Origin of the sequence: Burkholderia pyrrocinia (assembly GCF_003330765.1) — a bacterium.
In the GTDB taxonomy this organism is placed as follows: domain Bacteria; phylum Pseudomonadota; class Gammaproteobacteria; order Burkholderiales; family Burkholderiaceae; genus Burkholderia; species Burkholderia pyrrocinia_B.
Genome location: NZ_CP024903.1, coordinates 3,112,485 through 3,139,467 on the forward strand (window position 1 = coordinate 3,112,485; position 26,983 = coordinate 3,139,467).

Sequence of the window (26,983 nt, forward strand, 5' to 3'; positions counted from 1 at the left end):
GATGAAGTTACCGCGACTGGTCATCTTCGGCGAAGCCCTGACCGATTTCATTCGAGACGACACGAACCGCTGGCACAGCGTTGCTGGCGGCGCATGCTGGAATGTCGCCCGCGTCGGCGCGCGCCTGGGCGCGTCGACCGGCTTTGCCGGTGCCGTGAGCGCCGACATATTCGGAGACGAGCTCATGCAAAAGAGCGCCGAAGCCGGCCTTGACATGCGTTTCACGCAGCAGGTCGACCGCCCGCCGCTTCTTGCCATGGTTGTTGCGACGCAGCCGCCCCAGTATTTCTTCATCGGCGAGAATAGCGCCGATCTCGCGTTCGATCCGACTGCACTGCCTCCGGATTGGCTCGAGACCGTCGAGATCGTTCATTTCGGCTGTCTCGGTCTGGTGCGCGAGCCCCTCGCTTCGCGTCTGATCGAAATTGCGCTTGCCGTGCGTGCTGCGGGCAAGCGGATTTCGTTCGACCCCAACTTTCGCGCGCCGATGGCCAATCCATCGTACCGCGACACCTTGCGCACGATGATGGGTCTCTCGGACTACATCAAGGTGTCCGACGAGGATCTCATCGGTCTGTTCCCCGAGTTCGACGAGGCAGCTGCACTCGCGCAAATCCGTGCATGGGCTCCGCAGGCTGCGGTGCTCGTCACGCGCGGAGCGGCTGGCATGGAACTCTTCGCCGGCAAGGAAACGCTGGTGCAGCCGGGATTCAAGGTCACGGTCGTCGACACGGTCGGCTGCGGCGACGCATGCGTCGGCAGTTGGATGACAAGCCTGCTGATGAGCCCGGAAGCCGCCGCGGCCGAACATCTTCGATTCGCCGCCGCCTGTGCGGCGCTCGTTGCCTCGCGTGCCGGCGCATATGCGCCGACGGCGACCGAAGTACAAGCGCTGATCGAATCGGCAAACGCAACCGCGAGCGCAGCCCAATGAGTGCGCACACCCCGTCTTCCGGTACCCCGGCTCCGTTCGAATTCGTGCTGTTCGGCGGCACCGGCGATCTCGCAATGCGCAAGATCCTGCCGGCGCTCTACTCCGCTCATCGCGATGGCCTGCTCGCACCCGAAGGACGCATCATCGCGGTTGCGCAGAACGATCTCGATACCGCCAGCTACCTGAACTGGGTCGACGCGTCGGTGCGGCCGCACCTGACGCAGGCCCGGTTCGATGAAAGCGCATGGCGCGATTTCTGCGCACGGCTCTCGTACGTGGCACTTGACGCAAGCCAGCCTGGCACCTTCTCGCGCTTGGCCAACGCGCTCTCGCCGACATCATCACGCCAGATTTTTTATCTGGCGACAGGACCATCACTTTTCGTGCCGATTTGCCGCGCGCTCGCGCAGGCAGGGCTCGCCCCGTCGACATCGCGAATCGTGCTCGAAAAACCGCTGGGCTACGATCTCGCCTCGTCGACGACGATCAACGATGCGGTCGGTCAAATTTTTTCCGAAGAGCAGATCTACCGAATCGATCATTACCTCGGCAAGGAAGCCGTGCAAAACCTGTTCGCGCTGCGGTTCGGCAACGTGATGTTCGAGCCGTTGTGGCGTCGTGAATGGATCGACAACATTCAGATCACGGTTGCAGAGGAACTCGGCGTCGGCGGGCGCGGCGGGTTTTACGATCAGACAGGTGCGCTGCGCGACATGGTGCAGAACCATCTGCTTCAGTTGCTCGCGATCGTCGCGATGGAACCGCCTCAATCGATGGAAGCTGACGCGGTCCGCGACGAGAAGCTGCGCGTGCTGCGCGCGCTCAAACCGCTCACCGAAGAAGCGTTGCATCAGAGCGTCGTACGCGGACAGTATCGCGCGGGGGCGATCTGCGGGCAGTCGGTGCCGGGTTACCTCGACGAATCCGGGATCCGGACCGACAGTACGACCGAAACCTTCGTCGCGTTGGTGGCCGAGGTCGAAAACTGGCGCTGGGCCGGCGTACCGTTCTTTCTCCGCACGGGCAAGCGACTGGCACGACGCGCGGCTGAGATTGTCGTCACATTCAAGCGCCCACCGCATTCGGCGCTCGGCCCAACGGCGCTGTGGGCGGGCTCGAACCGGTTGACGATTCGGCTACAACCGGATGAATCGATCCGCCTGAGCACACTCGCGAAGCGGCCGGGGCTCGGCATGACCCTGCAAGGCGTCTACCTTGATCTCGCGTTCGACCGATTCTTTCAGCAAGATCGGATGGAAGCGTATCAGCGCCTGTTGCTTGATGTGATCGCCGGTCGACTCGCGTTGTTCGTGCGTCGCGACGAGCAGGAAGCCGCATGGCGCTGGGTCGCGCCAATTCTCGACTTGAAGACGGCGCCAAAACCGTATTCGGCTGGAAACTGGGGGCCTGCGCAAGCCAGCGCGTTGCTGGCGAGATATGGCACATGCTGGAGCGAGGAAGAGAACTAATCCGCGCAAGCATGCCTCTTCCCTATCGTAGAAACGTCCTTTCCAACTACACCCGACGAAGCAATGGATACAGTCTGGCATCTCAAATGGGCACATGGTGCGTTCGATCTCCATGCAGCAGGAGGCATGCTCGGCAGCGTTGCATTTCAGCAAGGCGGCCGAACGATCCGTCCGTTCTATGAAGCGCCATGGATCGGCCGAGCCGAACAACAACCCTCCGGGCTACTGGGCGTCATGCGAAGCGAATTCCCGTGTGTACCGTTCGGTGTCCCATACTCACCCGATCGACTGCCCGCCAGCTGGCGGGAAACTGCTGCGACGCCGACGACCCCGCGTGACGCCGCACTCGATTCGAGCGACGATCTGCAGCATGGTTATGGCTGTACCGGCACATGGTCACTCGTCAGACGAACCACGCATGAGATCGAAATCGGAATTGAATATCCCGAAACATCGTCAATCGCACGACTCACCCGCATCGTGCGCGCCGATCCGGCTTGCGCTGCCTTGGACATCATTCTCCGAATCGAAGCGCGCAGGTCGATTCGATACCCCATCGGGCTCCATCCGAATCTCGCGTTGCCAACGCTCACTGGCGCATTTCGAATCGATCCCGGCAGATACCGTTTCGGGATGGTGCACCCGGCAGGCCCGGAACCCGGCATATCGAGCGCGCTTGCTGGTGCGACATTCGAAACCCTCGAGCGCGTCCCCCTTGCGGCCGGTGGCCTCGGCGCGTTTGACCGCCTACCGCTCGCGCAGTCCACGGAAGAAATCCTCCAGCTCTGCGGAATCGACGGTTCGGTAACGATGACTGACGACGATGCCGGCACACGCTACCGGCTGACATGGGATGCCGACGCGCTTCCGTCACTGCTGTTGTGGATCAGCAACCGCGGGCGTACCTATGCGCCGTGGAACGGCCGCAACCTCTGCGTGGGCATCGAGCCGATTGCGAGTGCATTCGAGCTTGGCCGCGCGGCCTCGCTCGCGCCTAATCCGATCAATTCGCGAGGCGTCCGAACGGCACTCACATTGAACCCGGACACCCGAACAGAAATCGCTTACCGATTCGAGATGCTCGCCGCACATTAGGCTTGCATCCCGCAGCGGACTGATTTTGCTCCAAATCTTCTAAAAATTGATCTGATCCAAGCGCTAGTTTCATGATTATTCGACCTTTCGGCATTTTTCATATGAATAGTTGTACTACATGATTTTTTGTATGTAGTTTCGCCTTGCCCACATGCCCACCACGGGGACTTCGTCCAGCTTACCCGGCTGGACACTTCGCAAGCGGAGATCATTTCGCTTTCCCGCTTGACACTTAATCTGTTTTTCACAACACATTATTTCGTTTTCCTTATTTTATTCGGTGACAGTACGTATCGGATCTGTTGTGCCGCAGTAACGCGTTTTCCTTTCTGACAGGTTTGGAGCCAATTATGAAAAAAGCAATACTCACTGCCACGTTGATGTCCGCCGGTATCGTTGCCCACGCACAAAGCAGTGTCACGCTCTACGGCCGCCTCGACGCGGGCATCGAGTACTTGAGCGGCATTGCCAACGGCAATGGCGGCACAACAAGCCGCTGGCGTGCCGAAAGCGGCGACTGGGGTACCAGCCTCTGGGGCTTGAAAGGTTCCGAGGATATTGGCGGTGGAAATAAGGCTGTCTTCCACCTCGAAGGCTCGTTCAATGCGATGAACGGTGGCCTCGGCGGCACCGGCTCTATCTGGGATCGCTGGGCAACGGTCGGTTTTTCCAATGACGCTTTCGGCACCCTGCTGCTCGGCCGCGAGCTCTCGATCTCGAACGGGTTGTGGGACTTCGATCCGCTCGGCCAAACTTCCTGGTCGTCCGGTTCACTCGTGCGTGGGCGCAACTGGAACAAGACCAGCAACAACATTTCGTACCAGTCGCCGGCCTTCTACGGTTTCGACGTGTACGGCCAGTATTCGCTGTCGAATGCAACGAGCTGGAATGGTAACGGCACAACCGCACAGGGTCGCTCCGACGGTCTGCAACTGACCTACACGAACCCGTACTTCCAGGTTCGCGGCATCTATGACGAAGCGCGCGACGTGAACGGCAAGTTTTCCGACGTGTTCAACTATTCTCGGGAGTACTTCGCCGGCCTGAACGTATTCCTCGGCCAGTTCAAACTGCAAGCGGCCTATCAGACCTCGCACGCAAATGGCGCGCCGGCCGCCAACAACGGCATCACGTCGACGCAGCAAGTCTGGGGCGGCGTAACATGGCAGGCTACAGCGGCCGCAGCCTTGACCGGCGCCGTCTATCACGTCAATGCCAATCATGGCGGCGGTAACGCCAACATCTACACGATTGGCGGCACATACAACATCTCGAAGCGCACGCTCTTCGACATGCAGATTGCTACGGTTCGCAATAGCAAGAACGCGAACTTCGGCCTGGAGTCGAACGCAGCAGGCGCCGGCGGCCCCATCGCCGGCGGTGGCTACAACGACAATCCGACACCCGGCCATAGCCAGACGGGCGTCTACGCCGGCATCCAGCATCTGTTCTGATTCGATCTCGCATAAGGGATAGAAACGTTTTTCCACGGCGCTTCGAGCGCCGCGTTTTGGTGCGATGCCCCGCGAGGGCATCGCACCTCGCTCCTCGACAAAATGCCAGCCCTAAAAACCCATTGAAGGCAGAAGAACTAGCAGAAAACAAGAAACAGAGAGAAGCGGCGGAAACCGCGACCGACGACGGTATGCCCGTCGCGCCGGACATGAGGGCGAATGAAGGACAGTGAAGTGACCCAGGACGGCACGCCGAAGCGATGGTTGAAGCACGCAAGGACGTGGTTCTAAGATGGTCCCATGCAATCTGGAAGGCCGGTGATCGTGAGAAGGAAGCCCGATCTGTCTTGACGTGGTGAATTCGCGGGAGGCCGGCGCCGCACCGGTTCATCTCGACGCCTGACACTTAGGATTCTAAAATTATCAAAAAATCCGTGATCGGTCGTCGCATCTCAGGTGCAGCCGGAAACCGTGCGAAGAGGAGCGTAGTAAACAGGGCCCGGCGAACGAGAATGACCGTGGTCATTTCTCTGGTTACCTAAAATATAAGCATGGGTCCAACCTCAAAGGAGGCTGCCATGAGCCAGTCAATGATCAGTCTTGTAGTTGGGATCGTGGTGCTGCTATGCGTCGCGATACTTGCAGCGGCACGCTACAGGCGGGAACACGAGGACAAGCCGGTTACCCGATGGCTAGACACGCATCCAATTCGCGACTGGCTGCGCCATAAGCACTGAGTGATTCAACATACTTATTGGGGGCGCTGGGGCACGCGAGTGCTATTTCTCTATCGCGTAGTCTGTCGTCTGACGTAATTCGAGAACAGATTGAAAAGGCTGACATGACGGACGCAATGCGGGGCGTGCGCGTTCCCTTAGCTAGCCTTGCGCATGCCGGCTCAATCCCCCCAGGTGTAAAAAAGCCGGCGTTTCGCCGGCTTCCTGTGCTCGTCGCGAGTCGACGAATCGGCGCCCGTTTGGGACGCCAGTTTCTTAAGACACGGTGTGACCGCGTGCACCGATCCACTTCCTTGCATATTTCACCCACTGCTTCGGCCTTCTATAGCGCATTTCCGCATGCGCTTTGGCGTCCTCGCCAGGGGCGACCGGCATGCCATCGTCGGTTGCTTCCTGCACGGCCTGCCGTTGCCGCTTCATTTCTTCAAGCTCTTCGAGATTGACCTGATCGTCGATCATGATTTACTCCCAATATGTCAGGTGGAACGCTTGCCTGCGATAAGGGCGACTGAGGGGACCTGCGGCGTCCGCTCGCGCTGTAGCTCGCGAGCCGCCGCCAGCGAGAAAAATTCCGCACGCGTCATCTGGCGGGCCCGCGCAACTGCATCGACGCGACGAAGCAGACTATCGGGAACGCTGAACTGCAACTCGACAGCCGTCGATGTCACGCGTGCAAGATCGATGTCGACGTACACCCAGAGCCCATCTTCACCCACCGTTTCGAGCGCGCGCAATTCAGTGTCGCGCGTCGGCGCGGCAATCAGCTGCTCACTGCCGTCATAGGCCTGCTCGACAACTTGCGGTGCATTGCGCTCGATCTCTGCAATCGACTGACCGATCAGATCGACACCGGGAAAATCGGGAAAATGCGCGTGCAGCGCAGTGCTGCGGGCACGGTTCACATAGAGCGGGTACTGCATGGCACGACTCCCTGGTGTCCGAAGGGCGGACGGGTATGGGTACTGCTCATAGCCTGGTCGCCTGAACCTTGCCGTCGATAATGTACGCGCAGCATCGAAAGCAGATGCTCCGGTTGCGGGCAAGAAATGCGATGCATCCCCAAGATCCAGATCGAGGACATGCCGGGGCGAATCGCTATCCGCTGGGAACACGTCTCCCCGAACCTCCCTTTGGCGGCAGCGTCGTTGATATCGTCGTGCGCGGTTCGCGTTGCCGAAAAACCGGATGAAGTAAGCCCTTGAGATCTGCGAGGGCTTCGAGGGGTAGGCCTGAAGGTGCAGGCGTGGCGTGTCGAGCGGGAATCGGTGGATTGTTCGACGACGCCTTGTTCGGACCTGCGGGGCACGCGGCACACGCTCGCCATACCGCATCCGGTCCTGATGAACCCACTGTATACCCTCTCGAGCAGGAAAGGCAGCAATTCCGTTACCCACGACAGCAACGCCGCCAACTGCCGCTGGGCATCGGCGGCCTTTCCTGAATCGCCCGTCCAGAAGGTCTGCATGCATGCCGCCGAAAATAGATCGCGACAGCATCATCAAATGCGCCCAAACTGCCTGACACGGCGGTCGCGTCTGCGGCCGGTGAAATTGGGGAAACACTATGGCAAAGGGCCAAGCGCGCAGTAACCGAGAGGCGAAAAAGCCTAAGCAACCGAAGAAATTGCCGTCTCCCGTAGCAGGTACGTCATGGACGGCCGTTCCGAAGACCACCTCATCCGGCGAACCAGCAAAGAAGAAATAGCAGGCAACCGATCACGCAGACCAAGGTCTGCGTCTCTCTTACCTCCTCCACCCATGCCTGTCGCAGCGCCATACGGATCGGCGACGGCAACACCCCACGCGCTCACCCGCTCCGGAATGAATTCCGCAGGTCGCGGATGACCTGCATGCGTTTGCTGTTATCTCGGCATTAGCGGCCTCCGCCCGTCGCGAAGTCCTCGCGCGGTTTCCTCGTCCGCGGTTTGCGCCGCCGCACCGGAATATCCGTCACACCGGCGGCCCATGGTGATGGCCGCGGGCACTCGACCGGGGCTCGTGTCGCTACGGCTGCCATCGGTGGTCTCAGCGGCCGCATGCGCATTTATCAGCGGCAGCCACAACCGCTTCTTCGTTCCGTCCGTTTGCTCTGTTTGCGCGTGTTCAACCGCACAGAACGAGCGCCACCTCGGTCTGCACACGCCGCGCCTCGTCTGGCTGTCCCGAAGGAACAACCGATCATGTCTCAACTCGACAAACCGTGCATCGCTGCGACGATAGCGCGCGGTACGCCCTTCAGAAATATCGCGCGTGCGAAGCATTTGCCTCGTCTATCGACACCATCGACACTGCAGGACGGACGCTCATGAAAACACTCCTCCTCTTCGCCGCGCGATTGCGTCCGCGCTCGCCGCCATGGACCGACACCGCGCCGGTGCGGGACGAACTGTTTGGGATTGAACGCCTCGAGCAGCACGCGCAAAGCCTTGCCGCCGCGCAGCCGGTGACGGATCAACCGCCTGTCGTGCTGTCGCTGCACACGCGGCTCGACGACAACGCCGCCGTCCTGCTCGCCGCCTACCGCGCAAGCGCCAGAGAACTGGAGCGCGGCCATAGCGTGGTGCCCGCTGCCGAATGGCTGCTCGACAACTATCACCTGGTCGAAGAACAGATCCGCGAGATCCGCGATGATCTGCCTCCCGGTTATTACCGGCTGCTGCCGAAACTCTCGAGCGGTCCGTTCGCCGGCTACCCGCGCGTGTTTGGTCTTGCATGGGCGTTCGTCGCGCATACCGACAGCCACTTCAACCCGCAGATCCTGCGGCGTTTCATCGACGCATATCAGCGGGTTCAACCGCTGACAATCGGTGAGCTATGGGCGGTCGCGATCACGCTGCGCATCGTGCTGATCGAGAACCTGAGACGCCTCGCCGACCAGATCACTGCCGGCCGGATCGCACGCGCCGATGCCGATGCGCTGACCGAACGTCTGCTCGAATCGGGTAGCGCACGCTCCGCGCTCGAAGCGGATATTTCGACGCGCTCGTCGGGCATGCTGTCGGAACTGTTCGCGGCGCAACTCGCGAAGCGGTTGCGCGACCAGGACCCCCGCACGACGCCAGCGCTCGGCTGGCTGGAGGAGCGGCTCAGGCAGCAGGGCTCGTCGGTAGAGGAAGTGGTGCTCCATGCGCAGCAGAGACAAGGCGCGTCCAATGTCACCGTGCGCAACGTAATCACCAGCATGCGGATGATCTCCGACATCAGCTGGACCGAACTGTTCGAAAGCGTGAGCCTCGTCGACGAACGGTTGCGCGCGGGCAGCGCCTTCTCGGCGATGGATTTTCCGACCCGTAATCTGTATCGCAGCGCAATCGAGCAACTGGCACGCGGCTCGGCCTTTACCGAACTAGAAATCACCGACCTCGCGCTGCATCTGGCGCATACGACGGCCGGACCCGCCACCGACTCTGCCTATGAAGAACGCACCGCGGACCCCGGCTACCACCTGATTGCCGAAGGACGGCGCGCGCTGGAAGACGCGATCGACTTTCGTCCACCGACAGGCTTGCGGCTCACGCGCTTCAACGTCCGCCTCGGCATCATCGGTTACGTCGGCGAGGTTATGGCGGTTGCTGCCATGCTTCTTGCGCTGGCATTGTGGGCGGTGTCGGCGCTAGCGCCGCAATGGCACGATCCCTGGGTGTTCGTGCTGTTCGCCGTATGTGGATTCCTGCCCGCCACGGAAATCGCCGTCGCGCTCGTCAACCGGACGGTGACCTGGAGTTTCGGTGCGAACCCGTTGCCGGCACTCGAACTGACAGCCGGCGTGCCGTCGTCGCTACGTACGCTGATCGCGGTACCCATGCTGCTGACCAGCGAAGCCGATACGCGCGAACTCGTCGAACGTCTCGAGGTTCATCACCTGGCGGGCGCGGGCGGCGATCTGTCGTTTGCGTTGCTCGCTGACGGGCTCGACGCCGATCAGGAGACCCTCGATGGCGACGCGCCGCTGGTCGCCGTCGCCGCGGCTGCCATCGAAGCGTTGAACCACCGCTACGGGCCGGGCCCGGGCGGCGACCGTTTCCTGTTGCTGGTCCGCCGACGCGTATTCAATGCAGGCGAAAACTGCTGGATGGGCTGGGAGCGCAAGCGTGGCAAGCTGCACGAACTCAACCGTTTGCTGCGCGGCGCGACCGACACCACGTTCGTGCCGATCGCCGGATGCATGCCGCATGTGCCACCTGATGTGCGCTACGTCATCACGCTCGATGCGGACACCCGGCTGCCGCGCGACGCCGCATTGCGCCTGATCGGCAAAATGGCGCATCCGCTGAACCGGCCGAGATTCAGCAGCGTCGAGCAACGCGTCGTGGGCGGCTACGCGATTCTTCAGCCGCGCGTGACGCCTTCGCTGCCGGTAGGCCAGGAAGGGTCGCTGCATCAGCGCGTGTTCTCCGGCCCCAGCGGAATGGACCCCTATGCTGCTGCTGTCTCCGACGTTTATCAGGATCTGTTCGGCGAAGGCTCGTTTACCGGCAAGGGCATCTACGACATCGATGCATTCGAAGCTGCGTTGCAGGGCCGCGTGCCGGAGAACGCGTTGCTCAGTCACGACCTGTTTGAGGGTGTCTTTGCGCGAGCTGGGCTGGCGTCGGATGTCGAGGTGGTCGAAGAAGCACCGGCTCGCTACGACGTCGTGGCGAAGCGCCAACATCGCTGGACGCGCGGCGACTGGCAGTTGCTGCCGTGGATCGTCGGGCATCGGCACCGGGACCGTCAGGCGACGCCATTGATCGGCCGTCTCAAGATGCTCGACAATCTGCGCCGCTCGCTGATTGCTCCGCTGGTGGTCACCGGGCTTGCGCTGTGCTGGCTCATGCCGCTGCCTGCAGGGATTGCCGGCGTGGCGTGGATGCTATGCGTGCTCGCGATTCCTGCCTTCCTGCCGACCGTGTTTGCGATCCTGCAGCGGCGCACGGGTGTTCGTCTGCGCAGCCGCCTTCGTACGCTAGGCGGCGACGCGCGGCTCGCCGCGCTGCAAACGCTGCTGTCCGCCGCGTTTCTCGTCGACCACGCGTGGCGCATGGGAGATGCGATCGTGCGGACTCTGATGCGGCTGTTCGTGACGCACCGGCACCTGCTCGAATGGACCACCGCCGCGCAGTCGAAAGGCGACCCGCGACTTAACCTGAGCGGCTTCTATCGGCAGATGGCGGGTTCGATCGCGCTCACGCTCGCGCTGTCGGCGGGGGCGATCGCCTTTGCGCCGTCGCACTGGCCGCTCGTGCTGCCCGTCGCATTGCTGTGGCTCGCCGCACCCGCGTTCGCCCTGTGGTCGAGTCGGTCGCCCGCCACCGCGCGGCGTCTCGCCGCCTCCGAGCAGGACGCACGTTATCTGCGTCTGATCGCACGGCGCACGTGGCGCTTCTTCGAGACGTTCGTGACCCCGGAGGAACACATGCTTCCGCCGGACAATTCTCAGGAAGACCCGAAGCCTGTCGTCGCGCACCGCACGTCGCCGACCAACCTCGGGCTGTATCTGCTTTCAGCCGTCGCCGCGCGCGATTTCGGCTGGGCAGGCACGATGCAGACCGTCGAACGGCTCGAAGCCGCATTCGCTTCGATGCAGAAAATGATGCGTTTCAAGGGGCATTTCTATAACTGGTACGGCACGCAGGACTTGCAGGCGCTGGCGCCTGCGTATGTGTCGTCGGTCGATAGCGGCAATCTGGCCGGTCATCTGATCGCACTCGCCAATGCATGCGAAGAATGGCTGCCTGCGCCGCTCGCACCGGTGGCCCGCTCCGGCATGCTCGATAACCTGCATCTGGCGCGAGCGGCACTCGATGCCCTGCGTGTATCCAACGGCGAGCGCGGCAAGAAACTGCTCGGCATTCTCGAAGAAGTGGACACCCAGCTGCGCGGCCCGCAGACGCTCGAAGCGCTGTCACCCGTGTTCGCACGTCTCACGAAGAAAGCACTGGACGCTACGCGCGACATCATGCCCGCCGCCGACGACGACAGTTACTCCGATCTGATGTTCTGGATCGAAGCGCTGACGAAGAGCGTGGCCGAACACGCTCGCGATCAGATGGAATACGCGGCCGAACCGCAATCGCTGCAGACGCGCCTGATCTCGCTCGCCGAAGCTTCGCGCGCGATGGCGCTCGGCATGGACTTCTCGTTCCTGCTCGATCCCGAACGCAAGTTGTTGTCGATCGGCTACTCGCATGTCGACAACAGCCTCGACCCGAGCTGCTACGACCTGCTGGCTTCCGAGGCGCGACTCGCAAGCCTGTTCGCGATCGCGAAGGGCGACGTAGCGACGACTCACTGGTTTCGTCTCGGCCGCGCCGCAACGCCGGTCGGCACCGGCTCCGCGCTGATCTCGTGGTCGGGATCGATGTTCGAGTATCTGATGCCATCGCTGGTGATGCGCGCGCCGGTCGGCAGTCTGCTCGAACAGACTAGCACCCTGATCGTGGAACGACAACGCTCGTATGGCCGCGAGCTCGGCATTCCGTGGGGCATCTCGGAGTCCGCCTACAACGCGCGCGACATGGAATTCACCTACCAGTATTCGAACTTCGGCGTGCCGGGCCTCGGCCTCAAACGCGGTCTCTCCGAAAACCGGGTGATCGCGCCTTATGCTACGGGCCTCGCCGCCATGGTTGCGCCGGAGGCCGCCTGCGAAAACTACGCGCAGCTCGCTGCGCTGGGTGCGCTGGGACGCTACGGCTTTTACGAAGCGCTCGACTTCACCCGTGCCCGTTTGCCTGACGGCGAGCCCTTCGCCATTGTGCGCAACTTCATGGCGCATCACCAGGGCATGACGATCGTGGCTATCGCCAATACCCTGCTCGACGCGCAGATGCGGGCGCGCTTCCATCGCGAGCCGATGATCCAGGCAAGCGAGCTGCTGCTGCAGGAACGCATGCCACGCGACGTGGCCGTCGCGCACCCGCGTGCCGAAGAAGTGAACAAATCGGCGACCGACGCCGGCACCGCGCCGCTCACCGTGCGCCGTGTCGTCGAGCAGACATCCGCCGCACGGGCACCGATCACGCATCTGCTGTCCAACGGACGGTACGCGGTGATGCTGACCGCGACCGGCGCAGGCTACAGCCGATGGCGCGATCTGGCGATCACGCGCTGGCGTGAAGACACGACCCGCGACAACTGGGGCTCGTTTATCTTCCTGCGCGACACGCTGCGCGGGCATGTCTGGTCCGCGGGAGCGCAGCCGCTCACCGGCGAAGTCGAGGCTGGCAGTGTCGTGTTTGGCGAGGATCACGCGGAATTTACCCGGCGCGACGGATCGCTCACGACCACGATGGACGTGCTCGTGTCCGGCGAGGACGACGGCGAAGTCCGTCGCGTATCGCTTGCGAACAGCGGACGCGGCGCGCGCGAAATCGAGCTGACCTCATATGCCGAGCTCTCGCTGGCCACCCCGGCCGCCGACAACGCGCATCCGGCTTTTTCCCGTATGTTCGTGCAGACCGAGCACCTCGCGGAATTCGGCGCACTGGTGGCGACGCGACGCCTGCGCTCGCCCGACGACCCGCAGATCTGGGCCGCGCATTTTGCGGTCGTCGACGGCGAAATCGTTGCCGAGCCGCAATACGAAACCGACCGCCTGCGTTTTCTCGGTCGCGGACACAGTGTGGGCAACGCTGCATCGATCGTCGACGGCGAACCGCTTGGCAATACCACCGGCACCGTGCTCGATCCGGTCTTTGCGCTGCGCTATCGCGTGCTGGTACCGCCGGGCAAGGTGGTACGCGTGACCTTCTGGACCGTGGTGGCCGATTCGCGCGCACGGTTGCTCGACCTGATCGACAAGCACCACGATCGCAACGCGTTCGACCGCGCGAAGACACTCGCGTGGACCCAGGCTCAGGTGCAGTTGCGCTACCTTGACATCGAAGCCGAAGAGGCCGCGGACTTCCAGCGGCTCGCCGCGCCTATTTTGTACGCCGATCCGCGCTTCAGGGCACCGTCCGAGGCGATCGTGCGCGGAGCCGGCGCGCAATCGGGGCTGTGGCCGCAGGCGATCTCGGGCGACCTGCCGATCGTGTTGCTGCGTATCAGCGACGTCGAAGACATCGCCCAGGTCCGGCAGTTATTGAAGGCCCACGAATACTGGCGAATGAAGCGGCTCGCCGTCGATCTCGTCATCGTCAACGAACGGGCTTCGTCGTATATCCAGGAGTTGCAGACAGCAATCGAGACAGCTGTGCGCAGCAGCCAGACGCGCCCCCGCTTCGGCGAAGAGCTGGCGCAAGGAGCGGTCTATACGCTGCGTGCCGATCTGATAAGCGTGGACACGCGTGCGCTGCTGCAATCGATCGCGCGGGTCGCGCTGATCGCCCGGCGCGGGTCTATCGCGACTCAGTTCGCTCGCATGCCGCAGGCCCAGGACGAAGCGCCGGAGCTGCGTCGGCAAAGCCGGCCGATGTTGTCGCTGTGGCCCACCCCGCTCGATGCGCCCGCCGCACCTCTCCCGATGACTGCCGGACTCGAATTCTTCAACGGCCTTGGCGGCTTCGACAAGAACGGCCGCGAATATGTGACCGTGCTGACTGCGGGCGCTGCGACACCGGCACCGTGGATCAACGTGATCGCCAATTCGGGTTTCGGCTTTCAGGTCGCGGCGGAGGGTACCGGCTATACGTGGGCGGAGAACAGCCGCGAGAACCAGCTCACGCCGTGGTCGAACGATCCGGTCGGGAATCCCGCCGGCGAAGCGCTCTACGTCCGCGATGAAATGACCGGCGACATCTGGGGCGCCACTGCACTGCCGGTCCGCGACAGCGGGACCTACATTGCGCGTCACGGTCACGGCTACAGCCACTTCGAACACGAGGCGTACGGTGTCGCGCTCGGGTTGCTGCAATACGTGCCGCTCGCCGATCCGCTGAAAATTTCCCGGCTCACGCTGCGCAATACGTCCGGTATCGCCCGGCGCTTATCCGTGACGGCGTGGATGGAATGGGTGCTCGGCACATCGCGCGGTGCGTCGGGGCCGTTCGTCGTAACGGAAATCGATCCGGTCACCGGCGCGATGTTCGCGCACAATCCGTGGAACATGGCATTCGGCACGCGCGTCGCGTTCGCCGACCTCGGTGGCCGGCAAACGGCGTGGACCGCGGATCGTACCGAATTCCTCGGCCGTCACGGCGCCGCCGCCGCGCCGCTCGGGCTGACGGGCGACGCACCGCTGTCCGGCGCGACCGGCGCGGGACTCGACCCGTGTGCGGCATTGCAGGGCTGTATCGAGCTAGGTGTGGACGAGATCGTCGAGGTCGTCGCGTTCGTCGGTCAATGTGCGTCCGTTGACGAGGCGCGAGCGTTGATCCAGCGTTATCGCCGCGCGAATCTCGACGCCGTGCTCGCGGACGTCACGCACCACTGGCAGAACGTGCTCGGTGCCATTCAGGTGAAAACGCCCGACCGCGCGATGGACCTGATGCTGAACGGCTGGCTGCTGTATCAGACGCTCGCGTGTCGTATCGAGGCGCGCTCGGCGTTCTATCAGGCAAGCGGCGCATACGGGTTCCGCGATCAGTTGCAGGACGGCATGGCGCTCACGCACGTGCAGCCCGATGAAACGCGGCGGCATCTGCTGCGCGCGGCGTCGCGGCAGTTCGTCGAAGGCGATTTTCAGCACTGGTGGTTGCCGCACTCCGGGCAAGGGGTGCGCACACGGATTTCCGACGACCATGTCTGGCTCGCCTTCGCGGCCGCGACGTACATCGGTTGCAGCGGCGACGCTGCGGTGCTGGACGAAATCGTACCGTTCCTCGATGGGCCACTGCTGCGGCCCGGCGAGCACGATGCGTTCTTCCAGCCGATGATCGCGGACGAATCCGCGTCGCTGTTCGAGCATTGCGCGCGCGGCCTCGATCAATGCATCGAATTGACCGGCGCGCACGGTTTGCCGCTGATCGGCACCGGCGACTGGAACGACGGGATGAATCGGGTCGGTGCGCAAGGCAGCGGAGAAAGCGTCTGGCTTGGCTGGCTGCTGCTGCGCACCGTCGAGCTGTTCGCTCCGCTCGCCGAACCGCGCGACGCACAGCGTGTCGCACGCTGGCGCGCGCACGCGGCGTCGGTGCGCATCGCGCTGGAGCGCGACGCATGGGACGGTGAGTGGTATCGCCGCGCGACCTTCGACGACGGCACGTGGCTCGGCTCGCACGCGAACGACGAATGCCGGATCGATTCGATCGCCCAGTCATGGGCGGTGCTGTCCGGTGCGGCGGACCCGGCGCGTGCCGCGCTGGCGATGGTTTCCCTGGAAAAGCATCTGATCCGCCGCGACGACGGAATAGCGCTGCTGTTCACGCCGCCGTTCGATAGCACGTCGCACGATCCGGGCTATATCAAGGGTTATCCGCCGGGGTTGCGTGAAAACGGCGGCCAGTACAGCCATGCCGCGATGTGGGCGATTCTGGCATACGTGAAACTCGGCGACGGCAACCGCGCAGCTGAACTGTTTGCGCTGCTCAATCCAGTCAATCACGCGCGTACGCCGGTCGAGGTCGATCGCTACAAGGTCGAGCCCTATGTCATTGCAGCCGACGTCTATTCGGTGGCGCCTCATGTCGGGCATGGCGGTTGGACCTGGTACACGGGGTCGGCGGGATGGATGTACCGCGCCGGTGTGGAGGGCATTCTGGGAATCCGGCGGGAAGGCGATTGCCTGGTGGTGAACCCTTGTATTCCGGATGCGTGGCCCGGCTTCACGGCAACAGTTGATATGCATTCGACGCGGTATGAGATCCGCGTCGAATCAATCGCGCGCGGCGATGCGATGCGTGCAGTACTCGACGGCGAGCCTGTTGACTGCAACGGGGAAGGCGTCCGCGTACCTCTGGATGCAGGATCACATACGCTGTCGTTGGACTTATCTGTGTTAGCCACGGCCTTATCTGAAAGTTAGCCGGAGGCACACATTCAAAGAGGGGCGAGCCAAGCCCATGGACGTTCTGCCAAGAAAGAACACTGGTATTGCCTAAAGGGTATACAGTGGTCTGACCGGTCGCCTTGCGTGACCTACTGCTGCGAGGGCGATCATGCCATCCCCCATCAAACCTGCTTCCAGATCGACTGGTACCCAGAGCGAATACGCCATCGAGTGCAAGACCCGTGCTCTACGACTCGAGGCAGCGGACGCCCTACGCGCTGATGCGAGGCGCATCAGCTACGCCTCCATCAATTCAAACGCGAGCAAGTGGCGCTATTCGGCCATCAGCGTGAAAACCTGATCATGGCGCTCCAATTTCCCAATCCCAGCCGTAGCCACGATGCTGCCCGTCAATGCGTGAGCTTCTGGGGATACGACAATTCGCGCGAAATCACCTTCGTGGTCGACGATGCGATGCTGAAAAATCTGCAGCCTGGCGTGGGCAATGACGAACGCGCGATACTCGGTGCCTTCGACGAGTTTCGCGAGAAGCTGCTCGAAATCGCGAGGAAACTGTACGTGGATGGTCCGCAGATCCGTTACTCAATTTCGTGATCTGCGGGGCTTTCCCGTCGCTGGGCCTACCTCGTTGCGGAAATCGCTGGCCAGGCTGCCATCGATCTCATCCTGGGCCCTGCGGACTAGGCACGAATCCTGATCATCCCGCTAGCTGGAGCCACGGCAAGTTCTCGCTGACACATGGCACCCGGCGCACCACCGGGCGTTGCGCGTTCAATCCGAACGGGCGATGTCGCCGACCGTTGTTCTTCCATCTTCCACCGTGTCACGGTCTCACCTGTTGGGCTAGCCGCCAAGTTTCCTGGCTAGACAGGAATTTGGATGAGAGGTGGCGTCGCACTATTTTTCAGACACACTCCATAGTGAGCAGTCACTTACGGAATTTTAAAGATGCAATTCGAGCACCTTCCGTAAGGAAAATTTCGCATAAGTCATAGCGAGTAAACGCGACCTAATCTTTGAATTACGATCGGCGAATATGGTCTCGACACGACAACATAGCTATCAACTGCATAAGTCCCTGCAAAGGACGCCGTCGTGCGTAAGTCAAGACCAGATCTCTCGATCAGAGAATCCTGTTGATCGTCGTGGCTTTGCGGTCGGGCAGGAACAGCCGTGGCGAGTCACGCATGCTGCTGCGGCAGCCGATGATAAGTGCGCCCGTGATACACGAGGCCCGAACACGCCGAACCAAGATGTAACGCCTGCACGGCGCAGAAAAAGACGGTATGTGTGCCGATGTCGATGCTTCGGTCCACCGTGCAGTCGAGACTCGCAGCCGCAGTCGCCAGCACCGGCGCACCCGTGACGAGACGGGTCCACTCGCCGTACGTGAAGCGCTCGGTCATCTGCACATCTCCCTTGCCCGCGAAGATCGGTGCAAGCATTTCATGCTCATGGGAAAGAACGTTGACACAGATGATGCCCGCCGTGCTGAAGTAGCCATATTGACGGCTGGACCGGCCTATGCAAACGAGCACCGTGGCGGGGTCATCGGTGACGGAGCACACCGCGGACACCGTCATGCCGACATCGCCAGAAGGTGTCGTGGTGGTGATGATATTCACCGCGGCACCGATACGGGCCATGGCTTCGCGGAAGGTCGTGCGGTCAGGGGAAAGTGCTATCACGGCGGTACCTCTCTCGGTTGACGGAACGGTGGTGCGGCTTCATGGCGGAGTGCCACAGGTACTTCCATGAAGCCGCGTGGTGAAGTACCCGTGGCGTTGCACCGTTCATCGCCCGCGCTCCACCGTCGACGGGTTCTCGTGGGCAGTTGCGCTGCCGGCGATTCCTATTGCTGGTGAACGGAAGCTGCTGACCCTGAACCGGCAAGCTGCTCCTTGATCAACTGTTCTTCGGCATCGTCGTAAAGGTCGGCAATAATGTGCACGTAGCGTGCCATCAATGCCTTGCGGCGCTTCTTGCGCGTGGCGGTCATCACTCCGTTTTCCGGTGTGAGTTCCTCGGGGAATATCCTGAACGCCTTGATCTGCTCTGCCCGCGCCAACTTCGCATTCGCCTTTTCCACTTCTTCACGGATCAGGTCGATAACGATCCGCGAGGTGGCCAGATCGGCGTACTGCGTGACCGAAGGGTCGCGTGTCCTTGCCCAGTCCATGGTGAGCGTGCCGTCGACTTCGATCAACGCCGTCAGATACTTGCGCCCTTCGCCAATCACCAGTGCCTCGGTAATGTACGGGCTCTGGCGAAGTTCGTTTTCGATCTGCACCGGGCTGATCGATTTGCCGGCGGCCGTATTGATAAGCTCTTTCTTTCGATCGATCAGCTTGTACGAACCGTCCGCGCCGACGTCGACGATGTCGCCGGTATACAGCCAGCCGTCCCGCAATGCGGCCTTGGTTTCGGCTTCCTTGTTCCAGTAGCCGATGAATAGCCCCGGCCCCCGAACGATCATCTCACCGTCCGGCAACACACGGGTTTCCCAGGCGGGGTCGTCAAGCGGCACGCCGGAGTTGCCAGGCCTCGACCAGTCGGTCACCTGCGCGAGGTTTCCGCCGACCATCTCCGTTTGCCCGTAATTCTCTTTCAGGTTGATGCCCCACAACTGGAACAGTGTGACGACCTCGGGCGGCACTGGAGCGGAGGCCGTATACGGATAGCGCAAATCGTCGAAGCCGATTCTGGCCAGCAACGGCTTGAAAACGCGCTCACGACAGGTGGCGTAGAGCTGTTCCTTGAATGGGTCGCCCGTGCCTGCGTCCAGTCGATCGGCCAGCACTTCCCGCGCGATGCCAAGTGCGAGCTTGTAGTTTCTCTGCTCGGCTGCGCTGCTGCCATTTACGTGGTTGATGAGCTGGGTCGCGAACTTCTGATAGAAGCGCGGCGGCGCCATGTAGGACGTCGGTCTGACTTCCTGAATGCACTTCGCGAAATCAGCCGACACGTCGACGAAGTAAGGTACCGTCTTCGCCATCAACGGCAGCGTCGTCGCCTGAATGCGCGCGACCGTGTGCGACAGCGGCAGATGGACCACCATGCGCTGCGGTTCGGACAATATCGCCGGACAAAAGGTTGGCCACGTGAACGCGCCCGCCAGCATCGATACATGCGTCAGCATCGCACCTTTGGGCGCCCCCGTGGTTCCGGAGGTGTAACCCAGGCTCACCAGATCTGCCGGCCTCGCAAGCGAGGACTGCTCACGCAGATAAGCGACTTCGTCGCCGGCAAAATGCGACGCGAACTCGGCGAGTGAAACGACATTCATGCCGGTTTCGCCAGGCGAGCGCTTCCAGTCCGGATCGAGCACCACGATTTTGAGGAGCCTGCGGGACGTATCGGCCGCTTCCACGATCCGAAGCTGTTCAGCGCTTCCGGCAAAAGCGAGTCTCGCCCCTGAATCCTCCAGGTAGTAGCGGACCTCTTCGACCGACGCGGTGAAATAGACGCCTACTGTAACCGCTCCCGAGCAGATCGTCGCCATGTCGGCAATGAGCCACTCTCGGGATACGTCGCCCATGATGGCAATCCGATCGCCTCGTGCTACACCGGCCGCTCTAAGGGCTGCGGATACGGAACAGACTGCATTCGCATAGCCTTTCCAGGTGGTGGGTACCCACTCCCCGGCACGCTTCTGAAAGAACGCGTTTGTGTCGGCGTCGTTCTTCACGCGCTCGATCAGCAAGGCCGGAATAGTGACGGTCGCGAATTGACTGCCGGAAGTCCACGGTGCCGCGCTCATCTCCAGTTGTCTCCAAAGCGCTTGCGCCTTTCGGTGAACGAAGCCGCCGCTTCGCGGCGCTCGGGGGAATTGAACGTGATCGTCTCCAGAGCGATCGACGTATCGAGTAGCAGATGAGCATTCTGCTTGACGAGCTTGTTGACACAGTATTTCGTCCAGACGATCGCGTCGCGCGGACCGCTCGCGAGCAGTTCCGCGTAATCGATCGCCGCCTCCAGCAGCTTGTCGCTTTCGACGATCTTGTTGATCATCCCCATCGTCAGCGCTTCCTCGGCGCTGACGAAGTCGCCCGTCATCAGATAGTGCCGAGCGCGGACCGGCCCGAGAAGAAGCGGCCAGATCACCGCACCACCGTCGCCGGCCACGACACCGGCATTGACGTGCGTATCGGCGAACCGTGCGGTCGGGCTCGCATAAATCATGTCGCAGAACAGCGCCAGCGTCGCGCCCAGACCCACGGCCACGCCATTGACCGCCGCCACGATCGGCACCTCGACCTCGAGCATGTTTCTCACGAGGTGACGGCCGCCGCGCGTCGCCGACGGGATATCGCCATTGTCGATCGACTTCTGATCGCCGCCGGAGCAGAAACCGCGGCCGGCGCCGGTCAATACGATCGCCTTGACCGATTTGTCGTGATCCAGATCGACGAACACCCGTTCCAGCTCGCTGTGCATGTCCCAATTGATGGCGTTCAGGATTTCCGGGCGATTCATCGTGACAATCGCGACACCGGAGGACCGTTGTTCGACATTCAGATACTGATAGCGCGAAGACGTATTCATACCTAGATTCATCCTTGAGTTTGCTGCGGGTTGGCAGCCTGCGGGCGCATGGCGCGAATCTTCTCGAGCAACTCCTCGGTCGGGCGGACGATATTGTTTCGATCGTTGAAATGAGGAATCACGTAGCGCCCCACCATTTCGATCGTCGACATGATCTGCTCGTGCGGTACCGAGTCGATATGCAGCAGCACCTCGTCGATTCCGAGCTTCTCGTATTGCTCCAACTGACGGATGACGGTATCGGGGCTTCCGCACACCGTGGTGGCGGATTCGTTCAGGAGGTAGTCCCAATCTTCGGCGGCGCGTTGCATCGCAGGCACGCTTTCGGCCATGTACGCGTAGTTGTCCGCGAGTTTGGCGAGCCGCGGATAGGCATCGGTCGAGATGCGCGCATAGTTCATGATCGCGCGGGCGTAAATGTCCTTCGCTTCCTGGTCGGTCTTGCCGATACCGATGAAGATCGGCATGCCGGCACGCGGCTTGTGCAACGGTCCGGTCTCATCGCGCTTCCAGCTCTTCCAGTAGGTGTCCAGCAGACCCTTCTGTTTTTCCCATCCCTGATAAATCGCATGACTCATCACCGCGAGGCCTTCCGATCCAGCCCAAGCATGGCTGTTCGCGCTGGTGGCGGCAACGCCGAGCACGGGATACGGTTTTTGCAACGGCTTCGGCACGAGTGACCGGGGCGGCACCTGGTAATACTTCCCTTCGAAGGTGAAAACGTCCTCACGCATCGCTTTGCGCAACAGCGCCATACCCTCTTCCATTTGCGGAAGGGTTTCCTCGGGCGATACGTTGAACGCGCGCATGGCGATCGTCGTGTTGGCGCGACCGCAATACATCTCCATCCGGCCGTCGGAGAGGATGTCGGTGGCCGCCAGCCGTTCCGCGGTACGCAGTGCGTGATTGATGGCCTTCGGCATCAACGCCACGGCAGGACGAAGCTTGATTCGCGAAGTGACGGCCGCGAGATAACCAAAGACCACTTCAGGCGCCGAACTCGACACTCCGCCAAGCGCAAAGTGCTGCTCCGACAAAGCAACAAAGTCGAAACCCATTTGCTCGGCGAACAGTGCTTCGCGAACCAGCTCGCGAAGCCTGTTCGAGTAGCTATGCCCGACCTGCGTCTCCTGCTCGGACCAAAAACCAAATTTCAATGGCATTTTCTTTTCCTTGACAGTCGTAATTTGAAAATTCACCGCGTGGGCGAACTGTTTCCGAGGTTCGGGTCACTGTCATGCCGTTGAACCATGAACATTGCCCTTGCGCTTGATTTCGGAACGTCTCGTCGATAGTCGATAGGACTACCTATCGATCCGCCTGCCGCTTCGGCCTTGATCTCTCATTTGTTTCGGTGAATAAATATTGCCGCATATCCCGCAGCATTTTTTATTCTTTTCATGCCGCGACCTTGCCGATACCGGCAGATCATGCCGCTGGCGTTCCGCCATTTTTACGCCGATGATTCGGCCGCAAATGCCGACGCGAGAAGTCTGGCCGTCGCACGCAGACAGGCCTCGCCAATCTCGCGTGATGATCCTCGTGCATCGCCGAGCACGCCGTTTCGGGAGATGGACGCCACGCCTTCCTTCCACATCCGGTTCAATTGCTCGGTCGTCATGACGCCCACATGGCCTGCCGTGAGTTGAGCGAGTCGAACACTGTCGGGATGAAGGTGGATCATGAGGGAGGTTTCGGCGATGTCGGCGTGCCCGCCCACGGATTCCGGATCGCCGCCGGCTTCCTCGACCGCCAGCCGCCATTCACGCAGCCACGCCTGATGATTCGTATAGGCAAGCACCTGCACGTCCGGCCCGACAGCCTGTCGCAATCCCGGCAACATCGCATGAAGGGTATTGAAGTTGCCGACATGCGCCGAGAACAGGTAGATGCGCTTGAATCCGTGTGTTGCGAGGCTCACGCAGTAATCGTGGCAGAGTGCGGCATACGTGTGCTCCTGCAACGAGATCGTGCCCGGGAAGGCCATGTGGTGCTTCGAGCATCCTGCTTGTATCGTCGGTGCGATCAGGGTTCGCCCCAGCAACGTGGCGACTTCCACCGCTAGCGCGTCAGCATGATCGGCATCCATGCTCAGCGGCAGATGGGGGCCGTGCTGCTCGATTGCGCCGCAAGGAATGATGACACGATCGAACTGCGTGTCCAATGCGGCCGTCACGTCCTCATACGTCATGCGCGCGAGATGCAGCGTTTCCGGTAGTTGGCGATTGCCCACGATCAGTCCTTCTTGTTGCGGTTCAGAAACCTGGATCTTGCGTCCGCGGTCTTCGCGTTACCGAGATATCCACGCAGGTCATCGAGCGTCATCTGCAGCAGAGCTGCGTCGTTCATCCGTGGACTCTCGCGCAGCGTTCTCTTGATGGCGGCGAAGAGTTGGCGATCTTTGGCGCAAAGCTCGCGGCATTTGGCCAGCGCGTCTCGCAGCGTCTCATCGCGCGCGGATATCGTGTCCACCGCGCCTATCTCGAGCGCTTCTCCGGCAGTGATCAGTTCGCCGGAAAAAAGCAGCGAACGCGCGGCACGTTGACCCAGCAGGGCCGATGCGTGGCGCATGCCTTTCGCCGCGGGCAGCAAGCCGTGATTGATCTCGGGAAATCCCAGCCGGGATTCAGCGGACGCGACGACGTAATCCGCATGCAGCACCATTTCGAATCCGGCGCCCACTGCATAGCCGTTGACCGCGCACACGAGCGGGCTCGGATACTGCTCGAGTTGCGCCAGGAACGCGTGGAACGCTTCCATGCGCGACAGCGCGAGATCATGGTCCGCCACTTCATTGATATCGCCGCCGGCACAAAAGAACTTCTCTCCCGCCCCGGTGAGCACGATGCCGGGTGGCACGTCTTGTTGAGCGAGGTCGCGGAAAATGGAAATCAATGCGGTGATGAGCGGTTCGCTCAGCGCGTTCGCCGGTGGCCGGTTGATCGTCAGCCGCACAATGTCCGCGTCGACGTATGTGCAAATCAATTCGTCGGTTTTCATACCTGATGTCTCGTCATTTTTGATCGGGTCAGTGTAGGTCCAGCCGGGCCAAATTTAATTTTGATTTGTCGACGCCATCGTTGATTCGGCGGATTAAAATCGCGTCAGTCGGATGGCCCACCGTATGTTGCGCCGAGCGCGACGACACATGAATTCACCGAGGCCGGGCAAGCGCAGAAAGCGAGTGAACCGTGGAACCTGAAACTCCGGAAATCCGTATGTCCGCTTCGCGAGGCATGACAGACCAGGTGAAGATCAACTATCAACCGTTCGATCCGGACTTAGTCGATTTGCCGGTCATTTCCGTTCTTCTGGAGACGATTGGAAAAGAGGATGAGCTGCCGATGCACGTTCATCGCAAGGGGCAAATGGTCGTCGCATTGAGCGGGTCGGTCATGTGCCGATCACCGAGCGGATGGTGGATCGTCCCGCCCAACGGGGCGGTGTGGATTCCGGGTGGCATTCCTCACAGCAATCATGCTTCCGATTTCGCCAAGCTGTACGTCATCTTCATTCCACCGGACGAAGCCGGTCTGCCCACCGACTGCCGCAGCTTTACGATCACGCCACTCATCCGCGAGCTGATCCGTTCGCTGGCCCGATTCCCACCCGACTATCCGAAGGACGGCCCGGTAGGTCGGCTCGCCAGAGTATTGCTGGATCAGCTTGCGCTGCTGGCGCCCGACGACGTCTTTCTCCCAATCTCCGACAATCCCCGGCTTCAACAGATCGCCTCGGCGTTGCTCGACAACCCCGCCGACCGCAGCACGATCGCGGAATGGGGGCGCCGATATGCGATGAGCGAACGTACGCTCGCGCGGCTGGTACGCAGCGAAACCGGCATGACCTTCGGGCGCTGGCGCGAGCGTCTGCATATCATCATTGCGCTTCAACGATTGTCGGCAGGCGCGTCGGTTCACGCCGTAGCGCTCGAGCTCGGTTATGAAGGTCCGAATTCGTTCATCACCATGTTCAAGAAGACCATGGGACGAAGTCCCGGCAGATTTCGAGTGGACAAGAAGGAGGCTTCGTCGCGTTGATCGAAACACGGCGGCTGGCGCTACGCCGCCGCCTCTTTCACAGCTGGCGCGCTCGCTCCCGCAAGTTGAACTTCTGGATCTTGCCGGTCGCAGTCTTCGGCAGTGGCGAGAACACAATGGTCTTGGGCACCTTGAAATGTGCCAGCCGCTCGCGGCAAAACGCGATGATGTCCGCTTCGGTCACGACCGAATCGTCTTTGAGCGTGATGAAAGCGCAAGGTGTCTCGCCCCACTTGTCGTCGGGACGCGCGACGATTGCCGCCTCCAGAACAGCGGGATGGGAATACAGTATGTCCTCGATCTCGATCGACGAAATGTTTTCGCCTCCCGAGATGATGATGTCCTTCGAGCGATCCTTGATTTCCAGGTAGCCATCGGGATGCCATACCCCGAGATCGCCCGTATGAAACCACCCGCCGGAAAATGTCTCCACTGTGGCGCTCGGATTCTTCAGGTAGCCCTTCATGACGTTGTTGCCGCGCAGGAATACCTCGCCGAGCGTTTGCCCGTCTTTTGGAACGGGCTCCAGCGTATCCGGGTTTGCCACCATCACTGCCTCGAGAACAGGGCCGCGTACACCCTGGCGGGCCTTGAGTCGCGCTTTCGCATCGAGATCGAGCGCATTCCACGACTCGCGCCATACGCATTGCACGACCGGCCCATAAGACTCGGTCAACCCATAGGCATGTGTCACCTCCCAGCCCATGCGCTCCATGCCGGCGATCACCGAAGCCGGCGGTGGCGCACCGCCGGTCATGACCTTGACTCCGTGACGAATGCCCGCCTTCAGCTCCGGCGCGGCGTTATTGATCATGTTCAACACCACGGACGCGGCACAAAAATGCGTGACCGCCTCGGTGCGGATGGCGGTGAGAATCTTCTCGGCCCGCGTATGGCGTAGGAAGACACTGGTGCCGGCCACCAACGCCATGGTCCAGGGAAAGCACCAACCATTGCAATGAAACATCGGTAAGGTCCACAAATAGGTCGTGTCCTCGTCCAGATGCCACGATAGTGCATTCGACACGGCGTTCAGATATGCGCCGCGATGGTGATACACCACGCCTTTTGGATTGCCCGTCGTGCCCGATGTGTAGTTTAGCGAAATGGCCTGCCATTCGTCTTCCGGCATCGCGAGAGAGAATTCAGTGTGCATGGCCTCATGCAGCAACGCTTCGTAGTCTTTTTCGCCGAGCAGATCACCTTCTCCACACTGAGGATCGTCGATGTCGATGACCTGAATGACGCGACCAAGACGTGCCAGAGCTTTCTTCACCGTCGGGGAGAATTCGCGGTCGGTGATTAGCAGCTTCGCGTCGCCGTGGTCGAGAATGAAAGCGATCGTGTCGGCATCGAGCCGTGTGTTGATGGTATTCAGTACGGCGCCGCAAAGCGGTACACCGAAATGCGCCTCGAACAGTTCCGGCGTATTGGCCGCGATCATCGCCACCGTATCGCCGTTGCCAATGCCGCGCCCGCGCAGCGCACCGGCGAGCAGCCGGCAACGTCGATAGGTTTCGGCCCAGTCGCGGCGAATCGTGCCATGCACGATGGCCGTGCGCACCGGCCAGACAGACGCGGCGCGTTCGAGAAACGTCAGCGGCGACAAGGCAACGAAGTTCGCCCGGTCTCGCTCGAGTCCGATCGTATAAGGATTGTCCGCCGGTGTTTTCATGCGGGCCGCCTCGCGGCTATGGCACTCGCGCGCGCGCCGAAGATGCCGAGGTTCTCCACGTGTCTCATCTCTCCTCCACCAGTTGCTCTTATGGTCACGAAACGCTCTGCAATGAGCGACACGACTTCATCCGGAAAAAACCACCATGACTCGAACGGGAGA

General features: G+C 61.4%; 16 protein-coding genes. 7 read left to right on the forward strand and 9 right to left on the reverse strand.

What is annotated here, in order from left to right; all coding sequences use genetic code 11:
* The first annotated feature begins 1 nt into the window (after window position 1).
* The 4 genes from CUJ89_RS31815 (at window position 2) to CUJ89_RS31830 (ending at window position 4,952) form a co-directional block, all read left to right on the forward strand.
* Window positions 2-934: a carbohydrate kinase family protein gene (locus CUJ89_RS31815; protein WP_114181193.1), complete on the forward strand. Its 933-nt coding sequence runs from the start codon at window positions 2-4 to the stop codon at window positions 932-934.
* A complete protein-coding gene (zwf, locus tag CUJ89_RS31820) occupies window positions 931-2,403 on the forward strand; it encodes a glucose-6-phosphate dehydrogenase (protein ID WP_114181194.1) in 1,473 nt (490 codons plus the stop codon). Before CUJ89_RS31815 ends, zwf begins: the two co-directional genes overlap by 4 nt.
* Window positions 2,404-2,466: 63 nt before the next feature.
* Window positions 2,467-3,498, forward strand: a complete 1,032-nt coding sequence (locus CUJ89_RS31825; RefSeq protein WP_114181195.1) for a hypothetical protein — start codon at window positions 2,467-2,469, stop codon at window positions 3,496-3,498.
* A 350-nt stretch (window positions 3,499-3,848) separates the two neighbouring features.
* On the forward strand, window positions 3,849-4,952 hold the full coding sequence (locus tag CUJ89_RS31830) for a porin (protein ID WP_114181196.1): 1,104 nt from the start codon (window positions 3,849-3,851) through the stop codon (window positions 4,950-4,952).
* A 992-nt stretch (window positions 4,953-5,944) separates the two neighbouring features.
* On the opposite strand, the gene CUJ89_RS31840 is transcribed toward CUJ89_RS31830, so the two are convergent.
* Both CUJ89_RS31840 and CUJ89_RS31845 read right to left on the reverse strand, forming a co-directional pair.
* Entirely contained in the window at window positions 5,945-6,148 is a 204-nt protein-coding gene (locus CUJ89_RS31840; protein WP_114181198.1) for a hypothetical protein, read from the reverse strand.
* Between the two features lie 17 nt (window positions 6,149-6,165).
* On the reverse strand, window positions 6,166-6,609 hold the full coding sequence (locus CUJ89_RS31845) for a type II toxin-antitoxin system HicB family antitoxin (RefSeq protein WP_114181199.1): 444 nt from the start codon (window positions 6,607-6,609) through the stop codon (window positions 6,166-6,168).
* A gap of 1,384 nt (window positions 6,610-7,993) precedes the next feature.
* Between CUJ89_RS31845 and CUJ89_RS31850 the strand changes: the two genes are divergently transcribed.
* Entirely contained in the window at window positions 7,994-16,576 is an 8,583-nt protein-coding gene (locus tag CUJ89_RS31850) for a GH36-type glycosyl hydrolase domain-containing protein (RefSeq protein ID WP_114181200.1), read from the forward strand.
* A 327-nt stretch (window positions 16,577-16,903) separates the two neighbouring features.
* Entirely contained in the window at window positions 16,904-17,155 is a 252-nt protein-coding gene (locus CUJ89_RS31860; RefSeq protein WP_114181202.1) for a DUF1488 domain-containing protein, read from the forward strand.
* 587 nt (window positions 17,156-17,742) lie between these two features.
* Here CUJ89_RS31860 and CUJ89_RS31865 read toward each other — a convergent pair.
* From CUJ89_RS31865 to CUJ89_RS31890, 6 genes are all read right to left on the reverse strand, one after another.
* A complete protein-coding gene (locus CUJ89_RS31865) occupies window positions 17,743-18,249 on the reverse strand; it encodes a flavin reductase (protein WP_236655014.1) in 507 nt (168 codons plus the stop codon).
* A 164-nt stretch (window positions 18,250-18,413) separates the two neighbouring features.
* The gene (locus CUJ89_RS31870) at window positions 18,414-20,321 is read right to left on the reverse strand and encodes an AMP-dependent synthetase/ligase (RefSeq protein ID WP_114181203.1); all 1,908 of its coding nucleotides are present in this window, start codon (window positions 20,319-20,321) and stop codon (window positions 18,414-18,416) included.
* The gene (locus tag CUJ89_RS31875; protein ID WP_114181204.1) at window positions 20,318-21,106 is read right to left on the reverse strand and encodes an enoyl-CoA hydratase/isomerase family protein; all 789 of its coding nucleotides are present in this window, start codon (window positions 21,104-21,106) and stop codon (window positions 20,318-20,320) included. Before CUJ89_RS31875 ends, CUJ89_RS31870 begins: the two co-directional genes overlap by 4 nt.
* 8 nt (window positions 21,107-21,114) lie before the next feature.
* Entirely contained in the window at window positions 21,115-22,269 is a 1,155-nt protein-coding gene (locus CUJ89_RS31880; RefSeq protein WP_114181205.1) for an LLM class flavin-dependent oxidoreductase, read from the reverse strand.
* 290 nt (window positions 22,270-22,559) lie between these two features.
* Entirely contained in the window at window positions 22,560-23,339 is a 780-nt protein-coding gene (locus tag CUJ89_RS31885) for a creatininase family protein (protein WP_114181206.1), read from the reverse strand.
* Window positions 23,340-23,341: 2 nt separating this feature from the next.
* Window positions 23,342-24,106 carry an enoyl-CoA hydratase/isomerase family protein gene (locus tag CUJ89_RS31890; protein ID WP_114181207.1) on the reverse strand — a complete coding sequence of 255 codons (765 nt, stop codon included), beginning with the start codon at window positions 24,104-24,106 and terminating at the stop codon, window positions 23,342-23,344.
* 218 nt (window positions 24,107-24,324) lie between these two features.
* Here CUJ89_RS31890 and CUJ89_RS31895 point away from each other — a divergent pair, with 218 nt between their 5' ends.
* Entirely contained in the window at window positions 24,325-25,146 is an 822-nt protein-coding gene (locus tag CUJ89_RS31895; protein WP_114181208.1) for an AraC family transcriptional regulator, read from the forward strand.
* A gap of 37 nt (window positions 25,147-25,183) precedes the next feature.
* Here CUJ89_RS31895 and CUJ89_RS31900 read toward each other — a convergent pair whose 3' ends face one another.
* Window positions 25,184-26,821: an acyl-CoA synthetase gene (locus tag CUJ89_RS31900; RefSeq protein WP_114181209.1), complete on the reverse strand. Its 1,638-nt coding sequence runs from the start codon at window positions 26,819-26,821 to the stop codon at window positions 25,184-25,186.
* Between the last annotated feature and the right edge of the window lie 162 nt (window positions 26,822-26,983).

Coding starts and splice junctions, on each gene's coding strand:
- CUJ89_RS31815 (WP_114181193.1), top strand. CDS start 2: ATGAAGTTACCGCGACTGGTCATCTTCGGCGAAGCCCTGACCGATTTC.
- zwf (WP_114181194.1), top strand. CDS start 931: ATGAGTGCGCACACCCCGTCTTCCGGTACCCCGGCTCCGTTCGAATTC.
- CUJ89_RS31825 (WP_114181195.1), top strand. CDS start 2,467: ATGGATACAGTCTGGCATCTCAAATGGGCACATGGTGCGTTCGATCTC.
- CUJ89_RS31830 (WP_114181196.1), top strand. CDS start 3,849: ATGAAAAAAGCAATACTCACTGCCACGTTGATGTCCGCCGGTATCGTT.
- CUJ89_RS31840 (WP_114181198.1), bottom strand. CDS start 6,148: ATGATCGACGATCAGGTCAATCTCGAAGAGCTTGAAGAAATGAAGCGG.
- CUJ89_RS31845 (WP_114181199.1), bottom strand. CDS start 6,609: ATGCAGTACCCGCTCTATGTGAACCGTGCCCGCAGCACTGCGCTGCAC.
- CUJ89_RS31850 (WP_114181200.1), top strand. CDS start 7,994: ATGAAAACACTCCTCCTCTTCGCCGCGCGATTGCGTCCGCGCTCGCCG.
- CUJ89_RS31860 (WP_114181202.1), top strand. CDS start 16,904: ATGGCGCTCCAATTTCCCAATCCCAGCCGTAGCCACGATGCTGCCCGT.
- CUJ89_RS31870 (WP_114181203.1), bottom strand. CDS start 20,321: ATGAGCGCGGCACCGTGGACTTCCGGCAGTCAATTCGCGACCGTCACT.
- CUJ89_RS31875 (WP_114181204.1), bottom strand. CDS start 21,106: ATGAATACGTCTTCGCGCTATCAGTATCTGAATGTCGAACAACGGTCC.
- CUJ89_RS31880 (WP_114181205.1), bottom strand. CDS start 22,269: ATGCCATTGAAATTTGGTTTTTGGTCCGAGCAGGAGACGCAGGTCGGG.
- CUJ89_RS31890 (WP_114181207.1), bottom strand. CDS start 24,106: ATGAAAACCGACGAATTGATTTGCACATACGTCGACGCGGACATTGTG.
- CUJ89_RS31895 (WP_114181208.1), top strand. CDS start 24,325: ATGTCCGCTTCGCGAGGCATGACAGACCAGGTGAAGATCAACTATCAA.
- CUJ89_RS31900 (WP_114181209.1), bottom strand. CDS start 26,821: ATGAAAACACCGGCGGACAATCCTTATACGATCGGACTCGAGCGAGAC.